The sequence below is a fragment of the Gordonia sp. CNJ-863 genome, from assembly GCF_001942325.1.
Lineage (GTDB): Bacteria > Actinomycetota > Actinomycetes > Mycobacteriales > Mycobacteriaceae > Gordonia > Gordonia alkanivorans.
Genome location: NZ_MKKG01000015.1, coordinates 18,848 through 36,807, shown reverse-complemented (window position 1 = coordinate 36,807; position 17,960 = coordinate 18,848). Strand labels below are relative to the sequence as shown.

General features: G+C 66.2%; 17 protein-coding genes and 1 pseudogene. 9 read left to right on the top strand and 9 right to left on the bottom strand.

The window, feature by feature from the left end; all coding sequences use genetic code 11:
* The 7 genes from BJF87_RS09730 to BJF87_RS09705 form a co-directional block, all read right to left on the bottom strand.
* Positions 1-159, bottom strand: a complete 159-nt coding sequence (locus tag BJF87_RS09730) for a sugar transferase (RefSeq protein ID WP_262338927.1) — start codon at positions 157-159, stop codon at positions 1-3.
* Positions 156-1,523 carry a sugar transferase gene (locus tag BJF87_RS09725; protein WP_075863022.1) on the bottom strand — a complete coding sequence of 456 codons (1,368 nt, stop codon included), beginning with the start codon at positions 1,521-1,523 and terminating at the stop codon, positions 156-158. Before BJF87_RS09725 ends, BJF87_RS09730 begins: the two co-directional genes overlap by 4 nt.
* Positions 1,524-1,729: 206 nt before the next feature.
* A complete protein-coding gene (locus BJF87_RS09720) occupies positions 1,730-3,082 on the bottom strand; it encodes an O-antigen ligase (RefSeq protein WP_158037477.1) in 1,353 nt (450 codons plus the stop codon).
* 44 nt (positions 3,083-3,126) lie between these two features.
* Positions 3,127-4,287 carry a hypothetical protein gene (locus tag BJF87_RS09715; RefSeq protein ID WP_262338936.1) on the bottom strand — a complete coding sequence of 387 codons (1,161 nt, stop codon included), beginning with the start codon at positions 4,285-4,287 and terminating at the stop codon, positions 3,127-3,129.
* The gene (locus BJF87_RS26630) at positions 4,187-5,614 is read right to left on the bottom strand and encodes a lipopolysaccharide biosynthesis protein (RefSeq protein ID WP_262338926.1); all 1,428 of its coding nucleotides are present in this window, start codon (positions 5,612-5,614) and stop codon (positions 4,187-4,189) included. Before BJF87_RS26630 ends, BJF87_RS09715 begins: the two co-directional genes overlap by 101 nt.
* The gene (locus BJF87_RS09710; protein WP_075863019.1) at positions 5,611-6,522 is read right to left on the bottom strand and encodes a glycosyltransferase; all 912 of its coding nucleotides are present in this window, start codon (positions 6,520-6,522) and stop codon (positions 5,611-5,613) included. Before BJF87_RS09710 ends, BJF87_RS26630 begins: the two co-directional genes overlap by 4 nt.
* On the bottom strand, positions 6,519-7,316 hold the full coding sequence (locus tag BJF87_RS09705) for a WecB/TagA/CpsF family glycosyltransferase (RefSeq protein ID WP_084813166.1): 798 nt from the start codon (positions 7,314-7,316) through the stop codon (positions 6,519-6,521). The genes BJF87_RS09710 and BJF87_RS09705 overlap by 4 nt, the downstream gene beginning before the upstream one ends.
* 592 nt (positions 7,317-7,908) lie before the next feature.
* Between BJF87_RS09705 and BJF87_RS26060 the strand changes: the two genes are divergently transcribed.
* From BJF87_RS26060 to BJF87_RS09675, 6 genes and pseudogenes are all read left to right on the top strand, one after another.
* Positions 7,909-8,667, top strand: a complete 759-nt coding sequence (locus BJF87_RS26060) for a hypothetical protein (protein ID WP_158037473.1) — start codon at positions 7,909-7,911, stop codon at positions 8,665-8,667.
* Complete coding sequence (locus BJF87_RS09695; RefSeq protein ID WP_262338925.1) at positions 8,595-9,224, top strand: EAL domain-containing protein; 630 nt, start codon at positions 8,595-8,597, stop codon at positions 9,222-9,224. The genes BJF87_RS26060 and BJF87_RS09695 overlap by 73 nt, the downstream gene beginning before the upstream one ends.
* Before the next feature lie 21 nt (positions 9,225-9,245).
* On the top strand, positions 9,246-10,502 hold the full coding sequence (locus BJF87_RS09690; protein ID WP_075863016.1) for a class I SAM-dependent methyltransferase: 1,257 nt from the start codon (positions 9,246-9,248) through the stop codon (positions 10,500-10,502).
* Positions 10,499-11,290 carry a glucose-1-phosphate cytidylyltransferase gene (locus BJF87_RS09685; protein WP_075863015.1) on the top strand — a complete coding sequence of 264 codons (792 nt, stop codon included), beginning with the start codon at positions 10,499-10,501 and terminating at the stop codon, positions 11,288-11,290. The genes BJF87_RS09690 and BJF87_RS09685 overlap by 4 nt, the downstream gene beginning before the upstream one ends.
* Complete coding sequence (locus BJF87_RS09680; protein ID WP_075863014.1) at positions 11,287-11,940, top strand: PIG-L deacetylase family protein; 654 nt, start codon at positions 11,287-11,289, stop codon at positions 11,938-11,940. Before BJF87_RS09685 ends, BJF87_RS09680 begins: the two co-directional genes overlap by 4 nt.
* Positions 11,937-12,955, top strand: a pseudogene (locus BJF87_RS09675) (NAD-dependent epimerase/dehydratase family protein); the annotation flags it as partial. The gene BJF87_RS09680 and the pseudogene BJF87_RS09675, both read left to right, overlap by 4 nt.
* Positions 12,956-12,963: 8 nt before the next feature.
* Here BJF87_RS09675 and rfbC read toward each other — a convergent pair.
* A complete protein-coding gene (gene rfbC / locus BJF87_RS09670; RefSeq protein WP_075863013.1) occupies positions 12,964-13,518 on the bottom strand; it encodes a dTDP-4-dehydrorhamnose 3,5-epimerase in 555 nt (184 codons plus the stop codon).
* 14 nt (positions 13,519-13,532) lie between these two features.
* On the opposite strand from rfbC, the gene BJF87_RS09665 reads away from it, so the two are divergent.
* Both BJF87_RS09665 and BJF87_RS09660 read left to right on the top strand, forming a co-directional pair.
* On the top strand, positions 13,533-14,660 hold the full coding sequence (locus BJF87_RS09665; protein WP_075863012.1) for a class I SAM-dependent methyltransferase: 1,128 nt from the start codon (positions 13,533-13,535) through the stop codon (positions 14,658-14,660).
* Entirely contained in the window at positions 14,653-15,993 is a 1,341-nt protein-coding gene (locus BJF87_RS09660; RefSeq protein WP_075863011.1) for a glutamate-1-semialdehyde 2,1-aminomutase, read from the top strand. The genes BJF87_RS09665 and BJF87_RS09660 overlap by 8 nt, the downstream gene beginning before the upstream one ends.
* 12 nt (positions 15,994-16,005) lie before the next feature.
* Here BJF87_RS09660 and BJF87_RS26055 read toward each other — a convergent pair whose 3' ends face one another.
* Positions 16,006-16,542 (bottom strand): YdcF family protein, encoded by a 537-nt coding sequence (locus BJF87_RS26055; RefSeq protein ID WP_075863010.1) that lies wholly within the window; start codon positions 16,540-16,542, stop codon positions 16,006-16,008.
* 101 nt (positions 16,543-16,643) lie between these two features.
* Here BJF87_RS26055 and BJF87_RS09650 point away from each other — a divergent pair, with 101 nt between their 5' ends.
* On the top strand, positions 16,644-17,960 hold the full coding sequence (locus tag BJF87_RS09650; protein WP_158037467.1) for a hypothetical protein: 1,317 nt from the start codon (positions 16,644-16,646) through the stop codon (positions 17,958-17,960).

The window sequence follows — 17,960 nt, the reverse complement described above, 5'->3', positions numbered from 1 at the left end:
TCAATAGGCCCCGTCGGCGGTGATGACTGCGGGAATGGTCCGGAGCAGGATCGCGATGTCGCGTGTCAGGGACCAGTTCTCGATGTAGGCGAGATCGAGGTGAACGGACTCGTTCCATTCGAGGTTGCTCCGACCGGAGACCTGCCAGAGTCCGGTCATGCCGGGACGCACCAGCATTCGGTTGCTGACCAGATCGTCGTAGGCGCGACCTCCTCGGCGAGGGGAGGTCGCGGTCCGACGAGGCTCATGGAACCGCCGAGGACATTGAACACCTGAGGCAGTTCGTCGAGGCTTGTGCGACGCAGGAATCTGCCCACCCGGGTGACTCGCGGATCGTCGCGCATCTTGAACAGGACACCGTTGCCGTCGGTCTGGGTGGCAAGGTCATCGCGCATCGCGTCAGCGCCGACCCGCATCGTGCGGAACTTCCACATGCGGAACGTCTCGTTGTTCAAGCCGATCCTTTCAGCGCGGTAGAACACGGGGCCGCCGTCACCCAGTTTCACCGCGGCGGCGCACGCCAGCAGTACGGAGAGGGCCAGCACGGTGATGCACCCAGCCCCGAGCAGGTCGAAGGCACGTTTAGCCCATGACGTGGCGTATTCGTGCCGCGGCGGCTCGATACGCAGCAACCCGTCGTGCGGGTTGATCGCGATTCGATCGGAGAGGCCGGCGAACAGGGGCGGCGCGACGATCACCACCATGCCCACCGCGGCGGACCGCCAGCTCAGCTCCCGCAACTGCGTACGATCAAACATGTCGACCGAGGTGAGGACCACGGCATCGGCATCGGCGATCCGGGTGTCGGGCGCGGTGATCCCGACCTCGTTCGAGACGGCGTCGGTCAGATCGCCCAGCACGGCCAGTTCCCGATCCTCGACCACGAGAGTTCGGCCACCACCGGGGGATGATCCGGCGAGGAAGACGCCGACCGGCTCGTAACCGAGCTCGGGATTGGCGTCGGCGTAGCCGACGAACTCGGCAACACTCGACGTCGTTCCCACCACCAGGACCGACATCGGTGCGCGACCGGTACGACGCTCCAGATGGTTGCCGCACATCCGCGACACCACGAGCGCCGGCACACCGACCACCGCCAGCCCGATCCAGAACGGGGCGGACAACACCTCGGACGTCAATGTGTCTGCGGCACCGGCGATCGCAAACGCCACGATCGATGCGATCACCACCCCGATGTACTCGGTGTCACCCGAACCGACGACTGCGGGCCGATCGGTTCTCCCCAGACGCAAGGCGATGAGCCAGACGGCCAGGACGACACCGAGAGCCAAGCCGGCTGACGGCAGACCGCGGACGGACGGTTCCCACATCGAGGTATGGAGGTACGAGCCGACGACGGTCGCACCCAGCACGAGAGTGTCGACGACGTGGACCCGACGGATGCGGCGTCGGCGGTTCGCCCGGCGGCGACGCACGGTCGGTTCGCCCGCCCTCGGCACGGCAGGAGGCCCCTGCCGGCCTGCGTCGGCCGATTCGGTGGTGCGTTCCGGCGCGATGGTCATGGCTCGAAACAACTCCCTGAGAACTAAATTGTCCGAATCCGATCGACCGCCACCCGCATACTTCACATGCGCACTCACGGCTTTGGACACTGAATTAGAATTACCGGACGAACGCACTGTCGGGTACGCCGAAGGCGCCAGTCCTACTACTTTTTCTGAAGGCATCTATAAATCCGATGATCGAGTGGTTCAGATCACTGTAATGATCAGGCGTCAACTTGCGATTGGCTACGAGTCGGCCGGGTCTCCACGCCGTGCTCGGCGTGGTTCGCCACTGGACCGGTGCCACGCGCACATGTTCCCAGCAGGCCCAGGAGAATCATTGTCGTGACACTGAATTGCGGCGCCGACAATGTGTTGTCGATAAAACTGTAGAAAACAATACTGATCCCAAACGCCACAACGACTGCGCGACCGGTTTCGATCTGAGAGGCCGCTGCCCACCACACCGCTGCGGCAAGCGCCCCGAAAAGTCCGACAGCAAGAAAGAAACCTCCATCCACAAACAGATGGAGATACTGATTATGGGGCGCGATGAATGCGCTCTGTACGTTTCGCGGATTCAATGTTTCCACTGCAATCGACGAGAATCCCAGTCCGCGCCCGGTGACCGGGTTCGCCATTGCGGCGTCGAAGAAGAACTGCCATGCTTGATCGCGGCCTGAGGTGTTGAACGAACCCTCGTAGGAATTCCCCCGATTGCGGAGCATGATCTGCCCGCCCGCGGCGACGCCACCCACCGCGACCGCCGCCAGCAATAGCCAGGCGGCCCTCCGCCCCGGGCCGGTCGAGCTCCGCGACCTCAGTGCGCTGATCACGAAGGTCACGACCACCACAGCGGCGGCGGTGATCGCACCGCGGGTTGCGGTGCCCAACAGGATCATCATGTTGAGCGCGGGTATCGCATACGCCCACCACCGAGGGACGCCGGTCGTCGTCACGAGTGCCACGAGCCCGGCGACGAGCCCCACGAATGCGAGCATCGCCAGGTGGGCGGGTACCGCCGAGCCCTGCAATCGCAGCGCGCCGCCCCATTCGCGCACGATGACCGGCGAGATCCCGGCAGCGGTCAGAACAAGGCCGGCGATCAGGCACAGCGTGGGGAGCGCGGCGAGGAATTTCAGACCGCGCGCCAGTCCTAGGGTGCTCCAGTCGACGAAGAGAAATAGCCACGGGAGCGCGAATCCGACCGCTGACCGTGCAATTCCTCCCCCTCCTATGGCTATCTCTCCGCCGGCGTTGAGCACTGCGGCCAGACCGCTGAGCGCGATCACAGCAAGTGCCATCGAGCCGATCACCGAGAACCGGAAGCCCAGGGTCAGCAGCAAACCGAGGAGAGCCAGGATCAGTACACCCTTTTGTGCGGCATCGGCATTCGGGATCGGGGTGGCGGGGTCACCACTCAGGACTTGAGGGGTCACCACGAGTGCGGTCGCCGGCACCAGGTTCCACCACGACGACGGAAACACACAGGCAAGCACCAGAACGAGCATCCCGGCCAGCCCGGCCAGCACCAGCGGGGTCTGGGCGGCACCGATCGCGGCCGCTACCGTGAGCACTGCCGCTCCGGCGGCGACTGGCGAGGCCCGCATGCTGAGCGGTCTCATGACAGTCGCTCGGTCGCGTAAATCAGTCCGCCGACAGAGGCACCGATGCGTGGCAGACGGGCCAGGACGGTGCCGAGATCGGTTGTGCGGGTGCGTTCGCGCAGCACGGTCAGCACGGTGACGTCGGCGTCGGCGGCAAAGATCTCGGTCATGTCGTTGGTGTCGGCGTCGCGGCTGTCGATCACGATGTAGTCGAACTGTTCGCGCAGACGTCCGATCAGCGAATGGACACTCGCCGACGACGCGTACGGGTGGTCGGCGACGGCGAGACCGGACGTGACCCGGCGGTATGGTTCGACTGCCGCGAGATCACTGACACCGTTGATGTCGCTGAGCAACGAGGCCAGGTCGGCCTCGGCGCCGGCTGGTGACGAGTCGTCGTTGGCGTCGATGAGCACCACGCGGTGGTCGTCGTCGCCGAACGATCGTGCGAGGGCGGTGGCGACGGCCGAACTCGACCCCTCGTCGCCGACGCCGGTGACGACGACGACGGACGACTGCCCGCCCGGCAGGCGTGGGACGAGCGCAGCTCGCAGTTGGTGGCCGACGCGCGCGGGATTCGATCCGGGAGCCGCGAGAGTCGGTAGATCAGTGGTCTGCTCGAGGTCTTCTTGGGACGAGAGTTCGCGCGCGGTACTCGAGCGGATGACTGCGACGATTAGACCCACGAGGAGTCCGGCGAGTAGACCGACCAGACCGACGGCGACCGGGGAGCGTCCGTCCCGCGTCGGCGCGGACGGCTCGCCGACCCGATTGACTCCGATCAGCGGCTGGGGATCGGAGCCGGGTCGGTCTACCTCCACGACCAACCGATCTGCCTGCTCTGCAGCCGATTTGGCGATTCGCACGGCCGTGTCCGCGTCGGTGTCGGTGACGGTGATGTCGAACAGCGCCGACTGCTGTTCGGCCACCACCGTGAGGCGACCGGCCAGGTCGGCGGCGGTGACCTCGAGGTCGAGATCATCGATGACCGCCGCGGCCAAGGCCGGGCCGTTCAGCAACGCCAAGTACGTGCTGCTGCGATTGTCGGCGAACATGCTGCACGCATAGGCCTGATCAACCGAGCCCTCGCCGCAGGTTCCGACCACCATCTGGACCGTCGACTTGTAGGGAGAGGGCGCCGCGGCGGCGACGAGTGCGCCGGTCACCGTGCCGATGACGGCGCATACGACGATGACCACCCAGCGTCGGCGGAGGATGCGAATGAGTTGTCGGGAGTTCACTGGACGGGTCTCCTACTGTGAGAAAAGAATCGAGGGCTCGCTGCCGAGACCAAAGGTGGGCTCGGTGCTTGGGCCGGGTGGCCCAGAAGGTCAGGGGGAGGCATTTGGCGGCGACGGCCACCAAGCCACCCGCCGCGGCGCCGATCGCACCGTGGAGCCACGCACCGACCCCGACAGCGAGGATGAATCCGGCGGCTCCGATGAGCCCCACGCGGGCAACCCGTACCTGGTCGCCGCGAGCTTGGAGCGCCGCGGACAGCGCAGCTGCGATCAAGGCGAACGGGAATGTCATCAGCAGCAGGGTCAGCGGCGCCGCTGCCGCCGCGTACTCGGTGCCAAACAGCAGCACACAGACCGGCTCGGCGAGCAGGGAGCCGCCTGCCGCCGCCATGATCACCATCAACGGCACCGCCAAGGTCAACCGTCGGGCGACCGACCGCGCTTCGTATGGGGTGGCCCGGGCGGCGGCAGGTAGGACAGCAGCCGCGAGCGTGCCCGGGATCAGCAGCAGCGGAGACGTCACCCGCATTGCCGCCGAGTACATTCCGCCTCGGTACGCCCCGGCGAGCGTGGTCACCAGGAAGGTGTCCAGCAACTGGATGTGCACCGACACGTTGTTCACCAGATAGGGAAACGACTGAACGACGATCGCGCGGATCGGGACGGCGGCGGGCACCGTCGAGTCCATGTAGCGGGGCAAGAACCGTACCGAGTGGACATAGCCGACGAGCGCACCGAGGAGCTGGGACAACGAGTATGCGGCGACCGCCCCGGTGTCCAACCGCCACATCAGCAGGAACCCGCCGAACTGGACCGAACGGCGAAGGATGATCGACACGGCGGGTACCGCCGTGGATGTCGCTGCGATGGGGACCGCGAGTCGGTACTCGACGAGGCGATCCACGGCCACCGACGCGACGAGCGGCAGCATCGCGATCGGCAGGCCCAGCGGTCCGTGCACCGCGAACGCCAACCCCGTCGCACCGACGCAGGAAAGCCACCCGCTCAGGTTGATCAGGCGCAGACCCGACCGCGCGGCGACCATGTCCCCTTCGGCATACGCCTTCATCACATAGGTCGACGCACCGAGGTCGGTGACCGTGAACACCACCATGCCCAGCCCGATCACCGCTGAGGCGACACCGACCAGGTCCGGGGTCACCGCACGCGCGAGAATGATCACGTTGACCGCCTGGAGCGCGTTCGCCGAGATCCGGGCCGCCAACATGCCGGTGAACTGGGCTCCGGTCCGTCGGCTCACCGATCACGCTGATGGCGGTTCGATAGGAGTCGACGCACCGCGAACTGCGGACCCATCATCGACGCAATCGACAGCCACATCAGGCGTCGGGGACCCGCGGTGCGCAGACCACGACGGTATGCGGTCAGGCTGTGTGTCTCCGACTCGATCCGGATGCGCAGCGCGAGCGGCGTGCTCGCCCTGAACTCGGTGGTGTTCAGCTCTGGACGATCAGAGACCCGGCGGCGGTGGTTCTCGGTGGCCAGCGCGATGTTGGTCCGTACCCAGCGCATGCTCTCGGCGTTGATACCGGCGTCGTGGAACCGGTAGTCGAGCACGACATCGGGGAGATTGGCGACCCGACCGTCCTCCGCCATCTTCAGAAAAAAGTCCCAGTCCTCGGCGACCCCGTGGGTCCAGTAGCCGCCGACCCGGCGGGCCGCCTCGGTACGGAACGCGATGGTTGGATGTGACAGCGCGTGGCCGCCGACTCGCAACAGCGCCACGATGTCGTCGTGATCGAGGGGGAAGCTCGACCGTGAGTCGATCGCGCCGTCGACCATTCGATTGATCTGCCCGCCGACCAGCGTGACCTCCGGATGGGCGTTCAGGTAGACGACCTGTGCGCGAAGGCGGCCGGGACGAGCGACGTCGTCGGCATCCATCCGAGCGACGACGACCGCCCGCGCGAGGTCGATCCCGACATTGAGCGTCGCGGCCAGTCCCATGTTCGCGTGGGAGTGCGCGACGACGCGCGGATCATCGTGGTAGCGACGCGCCACCTCGGGTGAGCAGTCCGTACTCCCGTCGTCGATCAGGATCAGCTCGAGGTCCACCCCCCGCTGCGCCAGTACGCTCTCGATCGCGTCGGCCAGCGTCGCCTCCGCGTTGTAGAAAGGCAGCAGGACCGATACTTCCGGAATCGTCATCGGTTCGTCCGGAGACTGCGGGCAGCGATGTAGGCGAAGTGCGAGTTGCCGACCAGGTAGCGACGCCACAGTCTGCGCGGCTCGGCGGCCAAGCGGTACAACCATTCGAACCCCGAGCGCTGGATCCAGCTGGGTGCCTCTCGGACGGTGCCTGCGACGAAGTCGAATGCTGCACCGACGCCCACCACCGCGAGACCGGTGCGGTGCGCGAGCTCGGCGGCTGCGACATCCTGCTTGGGAGTGCCCATCCCGACCCAGACGATGTCTGCGCCGGCCGAGTCGATACGACAGACGGCGTCGGCGTAGAAGTCCTCGGTGAGCGGACCGAAGGGCGGCGCATGCCGGCCTGCGATCCGCACCCCGGGGAATCGTCGGGACGCCTCGTCGGCGAGGGCATCCAGCGTGTCGTCGGTGGCGCCGAGGAAGAAGTGGCGGAGGTCTGCTTCCCGGCCCTGATCGAGGACGGCGGTGAACAGGCTTGGCCCGCGCACGCGTTGGGCTTGCGGGTTGCCGAGCCGACGCAGGCACCAGGCGACCGGCGCGCCGTCGGGGTAGGTGACTCCGTCGCCGCGCAGGATCGCCGCGTACTCGGGCTCGCGGCTCGCCAGCGACACGCAGTACGCGTTCGAGAGGCGGATGGGAATACCCGTGTGGGATCGCCCGGCGTTCACAACCGTGTCCACCGCATCGTCGAACGAGGTGACCGCGAAGTCGAAATCGCCGACCCGGTCGGTGATGTGCGGATCGGCCTTGAGGCCGTGACGGCCGCCGTCGGAACCAAGGGCGCGAGTCATGTTGCTCCTATCGAATCGCGGCATTCGCGAGAGTGAGAAAGAGATGGGCGGTAATAATCAATCCGGCCCGCAGACTCCGAAACTATCAGTCCCAGATCATTCGAATACAAACGGAAAAACTGTCGCCTAGGACACATGGAAAAGCCCTTGATGGACGCTATCGGCGAATTTATGGGACGTATGAGCCTGGCGCTGCGGGGCGGGTTAAGGTTCCGAGGCACAGCAGGAATCTATTCACGAAGGACCCGGTGAACGCATGCGACGCAAGAGCTTGGGACGTGTTGAACTCCCAGTTCGCAGCGCCTCGTCAGAGGATTGGTGGCGGCAGCGAGTGCTGGACTCGAGCTTGGAGGCCACTGCGGTCTGCATCGACGGTCTCATCGTCTACGCCAACGCATTGTGGCGGGATCTGATCGGTTCAGACGATTTCGACACAATCATCGGAAGACCATTGATCGAATTCGTTCATCCCGATTCCAGGACTATCGCGCGCACGAGATTCGCCGACGCCCCTTACAGTGGAGAGCCGACCAACCCATTCGTGCTCCAAATGATGGGCCGGGACCGAACCTGGCAGAATTTCCAGATCCGCGTGACGCGAATCGTGTGGTCGGGCACGTCGGGATTCCACGTGACGATCGACGCCGATCCGAACGCTCGCCGCGAACCCATCGCCGTGCTCACCGACCTCCTGAACAGATCCGACGGGCCGGTGGCGGTGTTGAGCGTCGACCTCGGCAGCTCCGCCGGTTCGACCGATTTCCATGGCCTGGTCGCCGATGCCGAGGCACGAGCCAGTGCGCTGGAACGCCTTTCGGGTGCAGTGCCCGACGACGGGATCGCCGTCTGGTCGCAGAACGACGAGTACATCGTCGCCGCCCACTGTGCGCGCGACACCGAGATCGACGAGCTGGTGCGCACGGTCCGCGAAGCCATGTCAGCCCCTGTCCCCACCACGGGCGGAATTGACTTGCAATGGACACCGAGCATCGGCGTGTGGTGGGGTCCGGCCGGAGGCGACGCCGCCCAGATCGTCGCCGACGCATCGATCGCCCGGCGAGCAGCTGCACGATCATCCGCCCTACGGGTCACACACTTTCATCCGCAACTGCGCACCGACCTGAGGTACCGCCAGTCGATCGCCACCGATCTGCGTCGTGTACTCGCCACCTCTCCGAGCCGGCTTCGTGTCTTCCATCATCCACTCGTGAACATCGCGACCGGAATACCCTGGGCCTTCGAAGCCCTCGCCCGCTGGGACCATCCAGAACGAGGTTGGTGTTGCCGGGCGAGTTCGTGCCGATCGCCGAAGAGGCCGGATGGATCGGGGATGTCGACCACCATGTCATGATGACCGCAGTCGCCGAGTTCGTCGGTGCTGCGTGGACACAGGATCTGACCCTGTCGGTCAACATCTCCGGGCAGCAACTCCTCGATCCCGATCTGTCCGAACGCGTCTCGGCGTTACTCGACGAGTTGGGCATGCCCGCCGAGCGATTGATGCTGGAGATCACCGAATCCAGCCTGGGTGTCGACGACGACGCCGCCGTGAGCGCCGTGGATCGTCTACGTCAGATCGGGGTGCCGATCGCGCTCGACGACTTCGGCGTCGGGGCGTCCTCGCTGAGTCGGCTCGGCACCATCCCGATCTCGGTGATCAAGACACCCAAACAGTTCGTCGACGCGCTCCAGCAGCCGAACGGGCCCGAGATGTTGTCGGGGATAATCGCTCTCGCGCACGGTCGGGGCGTCGAAGTCATCGTGGAAGGCATCGAGACCGCCGAGCAGGAACGTGCCGTCCTCGACTGCGGCGCCACGCTCGGCCAGGGCTTCCGCTACGGCCGACCGGCCACACTGGAGAGCTTCGCGCCCGAGACCGGGCGCAGCCGACCGCAGGCAACCAGGTAACTAACAGAAGATCGGAAAGCGATGATTTGCCGCTTGTGCAGTTCGCCTGAACTGCGGAGTGTCGTCGACCTCGGGGCGACGCCACCGTGCGAGAAATTCCTGACCGAAACCGAGCTCGACCGGCCGGAGACGACATTCCCGCTGCATCTACGGGTCTGCGAGGAGTGCCTGTTGCTGCAGATCCCGGCGTTGATCACACCCGAGGAGACGTTCACCGACTACGCGTACTCGTCATCGTTCTCCACCAGTTGGGTCGAGCACGCCCGACGCTTCGTCGACACTGCGATCGAACGAACAGGATTCGGTGACAACGGGTTCATCGTCGAGGTCGCCAGCAATGACGGATATCTGCTCCAGCACGCCGTCGACCGGGGCATCAACTGCCTGGGCATCGAGCCCTCGGTCAATGTGGGTGAGCAGGCGCGCGAGCGCGGGGTCCCGACCCTGACCGCGTTCCTCGACGAACAGACGGCAGCCGAAGTTGTGGACGTGTATGGACCTGCGGACCTCGTCGTCGCGAACAACGTTTACGCCCACATCCCGGACCTGCTCGGTTTCACCAGGGCGCTGCGTCTGCTCGTCGCCGACGACGGCTGGGTATCCATCGAGGTCCACCATGCGCTCAACCTCATCCGATACGCGCAGTTCGACACCATCTACCACGAGCACTTCCAGTACTACACGGTCCTGACAGCCCAGAGAGCCTTGGCGACAGCGGGTCTCGAAGTCATGGACGTCGAGCTCCTGAAAACCCATGGCGGCTCGATGCGGTTGTGGGCGCGCCCCACCGAAGCCGACACCGGACAACCGGCCGACAGCGTCGCGCAGGTCCTCCGGATCGAGGCAGACGCCGGCCTGCACGAGCTCGGGGGCTACGTCCGACTGCAAGAACGCGTCGACCAGATCAAGAACGAGCTCCTGCAGTTTCTGTTGGACGCCAAGCGGAACGGGCGTCGCGTCGTCGGATACGGCGCCCCCGGCAAGGGCAACACCCTGCTCAACTACTGCGGCATCCGTACCGACCTGTTGGCCTACACCGTCGACAAGAACCCCTACAAACACGGTCGTCACACACCGGGGACCCGGATCCCCGTCCACCCCATCGACCGAATCGATGCCGATCGACCTGACGTGGTCGTCGTCCTCCCCTGGAATCTCGAAGCCGAGCTCACCCAGCAGCTGCGCCATGTCACGACGTGGGGCGGCGAACTGGTCTATCCCCTCCCCGAACTCCGCTCGGTCACCGGCGCGGACCTGATGACTGGAAGTGAACCATGAAAGTAGTTCTGTTCTGCGGTGGTTACGGCATGCGGATGCGCAACAGCGCTGACGACGACATCCCCAAGCCGATGCAGATGGTCGGCCCGCGACCGCTCATCTGGCACGTGATGCGTTACTACGCGTACTTCGGGCACACCGATTTCGTGCTGTGTCTGGGCTACGGTGCCGATCACATCAAGGAGTACTTCCTCAACTACCGGGAGACCTCATCGAACGACTTCGTCATCAACGCAGGCAAAGTCGAGATGATCTCCACCGACGTCAGCGACTGGACGATCACCTTCGTCGACACCGGCCTCGAGTCGCCCATCGGGGAACGCCTGCGTCGTGTGCGCCCCTACCTGGAGGGCGAGGAGTACTTCCTGGCCAACTACGCCGACGTGCTGTCGAACGCGCCGATGAACCACATTATCGACGAGGTCCGGCGCGCCGGTGCGGCCGCATCGATGCTCCTCGTTCCGCCGCAGTCCTCGTTCCACTGCGTCGACGTCGACAGTTCCGGCGCCGTCACTGCGATCACCCCGGTCTCGTCGATGCCGCTTCGCGAGAACGGCGGATTCTTCGTCCTGTCGCAGGCCGTCTTCGATCATCTGCCCGAGAACGGTGACCTCGTCGAGGACTCGTGCCGTGCCCTCGCCGCACGGGGCCGGCTCCTCGGCTATCGGTTCGACGGCTACTGGAAGCCCGCCGACACCTTCAAAGAGCGCGCCGAGATGGACGCGGCATACGCTCGTGGTGACCGTCCGTGGATGCTGTGGGAGCATCGGGAGAAGGTCGCTTCGTGATCGACCTGCACCCCGCCGGTGTCGACGAGATCGCCGTCATCGGGGCGCATTGCGACGACATCGCGATCGGCATGGGCGGCACGCTGTTGACGATGGCGCGGGCCCGTCCGGGGCTGCGGGTGCACGCTTTCGTGGCCTCGGGTGCGGGGACTGTCCGCGAAGGCGAGGAACGGGCCGCGCTCACCGCGTTCACCCCCGGTGCCGACCTCGAGCTCACCGTCGCCGCCGTCCCCGACGGCCGTGCCCCCGCCCACTGGGACACGGTGAAAGAAGCCCTGGCCGGCTTCGCACGGTCATGCCGACCGGATGTGGTGTTCGCACCTCATCGACGCGACGCCCACCAGGATCATCGGCTGCTCGCCGAACTGGTGCCCACCGAGTTCCGCGATCACCTCATCCTGGGCTACGAGATCGTGAAGTGGGAGACCGACACCCCGCAGCCGACGATGTTCCAGCCCATCACCGCGCCGATCGTCGCCGAGAAGGTCGGCCTGCTCGCCTCCTGTTACCCGTCTCAGGTCGGCCACGACTGGTTCACCGACGAGACCTTCGAAAGCCTCGCTCGGCTTCGCGGCATCCAATGCCGCGCCACCCACGCCGAGGCTTTCATCCTGGAAAAGGCCCGCATCTCGCTGAGAGGTTTGCTGTGAAAGTACTCGTCACCGGACACCAAGGTTATCTGGGCACGATCATGGTCCCGGTCCTGCAGGCCGGCGGCCATGAGGTCGTCGGTCTCGACACCGGCCTGTTCGCAGACTGCGTTCTCGGGACGCGGCCGCCGGAACCGGAGGCGCTCGCGGTCGACCTCCGCGACGTGACGCCCGATCACCTCGGTGGTGTCGACGCAGTCATCCACCTTGCCGCCTTGTCCAACGACCCACTCGGATCACTCGCCCCGGGTATCACCCACGACATCAACCATCACGCATCGACACGCCTGGCGCAGCTGGCGAAACAAGCCGGCGTCTCGCGGTTCCTGTACGCATCGACATGTTCGGTCTACGGCGCAGCGGCGATGTCCTCGTGACCGAGGACGCACCGCTGAAACCCCTCACCCCCTACGCCGAGAGCAAGGTCCGGGTCGAGGACGACGTGGCTTCGCTCGCCGACGACGGATTCACCCCGGTGTTCCTGCGTAACGCAACGGCTTTCGGGTTCTCACCGCGCCTGCGCGCCGACATCGTCCTGAACAACCTCGTCGGCTATGCGGTGCTGCGCGGGGAGGTGACCGTACTGTCCGACGGGACGCCGTGGCGGCCACTGGTGCACGCCCGCGACATCGCCGATGCGTTCCTCGCCTGCCTGACTGCACCTGCCGAGGTGGTGTCGGGTCGCGCCTACAACGTCGGTTCGGAGGCCAACAACGTCACCGTCGCCGAGATCGCGGGCGCCGTCGTGGACACCGTCCCCGGTTCGACGCTGAACATCACGGGCGCACATGGCTCGGACCCGCGCTCATATCGAGTCGACTTCTCCCGCGCCCGAGCGGAATTGGGCTTCGAGGCCCGCTGGTCGGTTGCCGCTGGCGCCGCGGAACTGCACCGTGAGTACACCGCGCGAGATCTCACCGAGGAGGCGTTCTTCCAACGGTTCACCCGGCTCGCACACCTGAAGCGCCAGCAGGACGCCGGGAACCTCGACGAATTCATGCGCCCTCGCCGGACCGAGGGAGCTCACCTCAGGCTCGCCTCGAGGTCGGCCCACGACGACGCGCTGCGATCACGGGCCGACACCGCGGTCACCTCCAGTGGCCAATCGATCGCCAGGTCGGCGTCATCGAATGCGGTGGACAGGTCCTCGGTCGGGTCATGAGGTCGATCTATCCGGTAGCAGACGTCGGCGATCGTCGTCAAAGCCTGGAAGCCGTGCAGGAACCCCGGCGGGATGAACAGATGCCGGAACGTCGAGTCGTCCAGGCGGAACTCGGCGCGCGAACCGAATGTCGGCGAATCGGGCCGGATGTCAACCACCACGTCGTGCACCGCACCGTGCGCGCATCGGACCAGCTTCGCCTCACCCCGCCCGGAACGGCCATGCATCCCTCGCACCACTCCGAGATGCGACCGGGACTGCGAGTCCTGGACGAAGCCCGCGGAGTATCCCGGCCGTCCCAGGAACGCGTCGAACAGCTCGGCGTCGAAAGTCCTGGTGAACAAACCCCGTTCGTCGTGAAACGGGTCAGGCGTCAGAACGAGCAGATCGGCGAGCTCGGTGGTCTCGATACGCATGAGGTAATGCTCGCATGACACACGCCTGTCGTGGATGTCGGTCCGGCGGTCTGACAACCGTTCTCGACCTCGGCCGCCAACCGGCCGGCGACCGCTTTCCGCTCGTCGACGAGCCGATCACCAGCGCCGAGTCCGGGCACCCGCTGGCGATGAATCTGTGCCCACGGTGCGGTCTCGCGCAGCTCGCCGCGGACGACACGAACGTCCAGGAACCGCGGGGAGTGGAACCACAGGCCCTCCGGGAGCAGGCTGCCGACGCGGTCGCCCGTATCGCCACCGCCGGGCTGCTGCCCGCGGGCGGTACCGTCCGGGAATTCCCCAGCCCACACGGCGGATCGTGGCTTCCGTTGCTGACCCAGCGCGGATACGAGGTCACCGAGGGACCCGCGGACGTCGTCGTCGACTCGATGGGCATCATGCACGAACCCGATCAGCGCGCCGCGTTCACCGAGCGCGCCCGCGCACTCCGACCCGACGGACTGCTCCTGGTCCAGTTCCACTCGCTTGCCACCATACTTCGACATCGACAGTGGAATGCACTGCGGCACGGCCACTTTGCCTACTACTCGTTGACGTCGCTGACCAATCTGCTGTCGCACGCTGGGCTCGTCGCGGTCGGCGGCTGGGAATTCGATCTTTACGGCGGGTCGGTGCTCGTCGCGGCACGCCATGCCGGCGGCGCGCTGCCGACCGGCCGGCCGTTCGCGACCCTGGCCGCGATCGCGGACGCCGAACGTGCCGCGGGTGTCACCGACGTCGAAAGCCTTCGTGCGCTAGACGACGCGAGCGAACGAGGCACACGCATCCTCTCGCGATGGGCACGCCGACAGGCGGCCCAGGGCAACGCCGTCTACGCCTATGGGGCCTCGTCGCGGGCAGTCTCGCTGTTCGCGCGGGCCGGATTGACACGCGAGGTGTTGCGCGGCGTCGCCGACGCGGCACCGGCGAAACACGGCCGCCGCATGCCCGGCACCGACATCCCGATCATCGCACCCGAGGTACTCGTGCGCGTTGATCCCGACGCTGTCCTGCTCACTGTCCCCGATCTGTACGACGAAGTGTGTCGCAGCTACCCACAGCTGGCCACCGCGCTCAAGTCGGCGGCCCGCGACCTCACCCGAATGGAGACCGCCGATGCGTGACTTCACCGAATCCACCCGTCTGCAGCGACGCCTGCACGCACTAGTTCCCGGTGGTGCCCACACCTACGCCCGTGGCTGCGACCAGTACCCCGAATCGATGGCCCCGATCCTCACCCGCGGTCACGGAGCGAGGGTGTGGGACGTGGACGGCAACGAGTTCGTCGAGTACGGGATGGGACTGCGCTCGGTCACCCTCGGGCACGGGTACCAGCCGCTGGTCGACGCCGTGTCAGCTGTGATCGGACAGGGTGTCAACTTCTCCCGTCCGACGGTCCACGAGATCGCGGCCGCCGAGGACTTTCTCGCGATGGTGCCGACCGCCGAGATGGTCAAGTTCGCCAAGAACGGCTCCGACGCGACCAATGCCGCGGTCCGGCTGGCCCGCGCCCACACCGGCCGCGAACGCATCGTCGTATGTCGGCAACCGTTCTTCTCCACCGCCGACTGGTTCATCGGAACCACCGACATGTCAGCGGGCGTACCGGCGACGACCGTCGACCAGGTCTCGCGGTTCGACTTCAACGACCTCGAGTCGCTCGCCACGGTGTTCGGCAACCACCCCGGCGACGTCGCCGCAGTCGTGATGGAACCGGCGACCGCCTTGGCCGAGCCCGCGCCCGGATTCCTCGAAGGCGTCCGCGCATTATGCGACAGCGAAGGCGCCCTGCTCGTCTTCGACGAGATGATCACCGGCCTTCGATGGTCGGCGCACGGCGCACAGTCGGTGTACGGCGTGACTCCCGACTTGTCGTGCTGGGGCAAAGCCCTGGGCAACGGTTTCCCGATCTCGGCCCTGGCCGGTCGCCGCGCGGTCATGGAGGCCGGTGGTCTAGCCACCGACTGCGATCGCGTGTTCCTGCTCTCCACCACCCACGGACCGGAAACCTCCTCGCTGGCGGCCTTCCGCGCCGTGGCAGCGGCGTACGCCGACTCGGCGCCCGTCGAACGGATGACCGCGACGACGGGCACTCGGCTGGCCGACGGAGTGAACGCGGCCGCTGCGGCCGCGGGCATTGCCGACCATCTGCAGGTGGTCGGGCGGCCGGCGTGCCAGGTGTTCATCACCCGCGACCACGACGGTGTCCCGTCGCAGCAATACCGGACACTGTTCCTGCAGGAGCTGCTCGACCGGGGAGTCCTCGGCCAGTCGTTCGTCGTCTCCGCCGCCCACACCGACGACGACATCGACGCGACGATCACGGCGGCAACCGAGGCCATGGACGTCTACAAGCGGGCGATCGACGCCGGCGGGGTCGACGGACTCCTCCGCGGCCGGCCGGTTGCGCCCGCCGTCCGCCGGCTCGCCCAACCCCGGCAACTCGTCGACGTATGACCGGCGACCGGATCAGCAGCCCCGCTGCACGAACGAACGAACGAAACCCACTGTCTGGTACACGTACTGCCACGCGGTCTGACCGATACCGACCCGCTCTGGGCTGGCCAGGACCGACACATGGCCGCGGTGGTAGCACCGGTCGAACAGATATCGGGTCCGCGCCACGTGCGGCCGGAAGGTGACGACCATGATCGACTGCCAGCCGCGCCGCTCGGCCAACCGGTTGATCTCGACGATCTCGCCCTTGGTCGTCGCCGGGGCAGGGGTGAAGCAGGTGACCGTGTACCGCGCGTGTCCGGAACCGTTTTCACACAACAACTCCGGACTTCGTTCACGCTGATGCGGATCGGAGAAGACCAGCTCCCGCGCCAAGCCTCGATCGGCGAGGTCGATGCCGTAGTCATATCGCCCCTCACCGGGACCGCCGAGCACCACGATCGCGTCGGCCGGTGCCGGTTCGGCGGTCGGCGGTGCGACATACACCGGGTATCCGGCCACGCCGACAACGATGAACAGTGCGAGCACGCCGATGCAGACTCGCACCATCCGACGTCTCGCGGCGACTTCCCTCATCCCAGACCTCGCCACACTGCCACCCCCACAGACAAGCACACATCCTTCCATCCGCACGAAGCAAGGAGTCGACGGTGACCGATGAGAGTAGACGGCGGCTGCTGCGTACCGCCGGAATGGGCTTGGGACTCGGTGCCACGGCATCGGTGCTCGCCTCGTGCAGTACCGACACCGCACCCGTGGCCGTCGAATCCTCGACCCGCACCGTCGTGGCGACAGTGTCCACGGAAGCATCCGGATCGCAGAACTCGGCACGCATCGACGCGGCGATCGCCGAAGCTCATCGCACTGGGGCCGACGTGTTGATCCCGGGCGGCACATACGATTTCACCGGCTTCTCGTTCCCGAACGACGGCCGGGTGTCGATCCGCGGAGCAGGCCGCGGTGCGACCGTGCTGCGAAACATCGCGCAGGGCGCTTCTGTCACCGCCCACGGCGATACCGGCGGACCGTACAGTCCCTCGTGGACGCTGTCCCACCTGACCCTGGACGCGTCCACCCGAGACGAGACAGCAGGCCTGGACGTGCTGTTGAGCACCGGCTTCACCGTGAACGACATCGACATCATCAATCATCGGATCGGAGTGCTGCACAAATCGGCGTGGGCGTGCCAGTACACCGACATCCGGGTGTCCAACTGCGACATCGGGTGGCGCTTCCCGACATCCCAGTTCACTCCGTCGGCGCCGGTCACACTGAGCAACTGCCACGCGATCGAGTCAGGGACCGCGGTGGAGATCGAGGACGCCATCGAATGCCTTCTCTGGAGCGGCGGCGACTGGTCCGGCTGCGGCACAGGGATGGTGGTGACCGGGAACGAGGTCCGGGCGGTACGGCTCCAGGCGATCAACTTCGAACGCATCGTGAACGAGGACGTCATCGTCGGCGGTGACGCGACCGGACCGGCCGGCCTGTCCTTGGTGTCCTGCCGATTCTTCCGGACGTCACGTGGTCCGGTATCGATCAGATACCGGCGGGGCCAATCCCTCGCGGTTTCGGACTGCAGTTGGACCGACTACCGCACCGCAATCGCACAAGAAGGCACTGCCGGCAGCCTGGTGGCGACGGCGAACGCCGCCTCGCTCGTGGAGAACTTCATCGACCGGACCGGGACGATCGTTCCCAACGAGCCGTTCGTGGCAACCGCGGGCACCGACACCGCACGGGTGTCCTTCACCGGGACATCGGTCCTGCACTCGGTCTCGGCCCCGGAAGGTGTCCAGACAAAGTTCGTCTCCGGCGAGGGCAAACGCACCATCTCCGACGCCGACTTCCCCAGTCTCCGGCCCGCTCCGGGATGGACAGCGGTCGTGGAAGACACCCGTACGGGCGCGGTGCGTCACGCGGTGCGCGGAACCGACGACTGGCGGGTGTCGGCACCGTACCTGTAA

Excerpts from the sequence above, each read along its gene's own strand:
- BJF87_RS09710 (WP_075863019.1), bottom strand. The coding sequence starts at position 6,522 with ATGACGATTCCGGAAGTATCGGTCCTGCTGCCTTTCTACAACGCGGAG.
- BJF87_RS09665 (WP_075863012.1), top strand. The coding sequence starts at position 13,533 with ATGACACACGCCTGTCGTGGATGTCGGTCCGGCGGTCTGACAACCGTT.
- BJF87_RS09705 (WP_084813166.1), bottom strand. The coding sequence starts at position 7,316 with ATGACTCGCGCCCTTGGTTCCGACGGCGGCCGTCACGGCCTCAAGGCC.
- BJF87_RS09685 (WP_075863015.1), top strand. The coding sequence starts at position 10,499 with ATGAAAGTAGTTCTGTTCTGCGGTGGTTACGGCATGCGGATGCGCAAC.
- rfbC (WP_075863013.1), bottom strand. The coding sequence starts at position 13,518 with ATGCGTATCGAGACCACCGAGCTCGCCGATCTGCTCGTTCTGACGCCT.
- BJF87_RS09730 (WP_262338927.1), bottom strand. The coding sequence starts at position 159 with ATGACCGGACTCTGGCAGGTCTCCGGTCGGAGCAACCTCGAATGGAAC.
- BJF87_RS09690 (WP_075863016.1), top strand. The coding sequence starts at position 9,246 with ATGATTTGCCGCTTGTGCAGTTCGCCTGAACTGCGGAGTGTCGTCGAC.
- BJF87_RS26055 (WP_075863010.1), bottom strand. The coding sequence starts at position 16,542 with ATGGTGCGAGTCTGCATCGGCGTGCTCGCACTGTTCATCGTTGTCGGC.
- BJF87_RS09725 (WP_075863022.1), bottom strand. The coding sequence starts at position 1,523 with ATGACCATCGCGCCGGAACGCACCACCGAATCGGCCGACGCAGGCCGG.
- BJF87_RS09660 (WP_075863011.1), top strand. The coding sequence starts at position 14,653 with ATGCGTGACTTCACCGAATCCACCCGTCTGCAGCGACGCCTGCACGCA.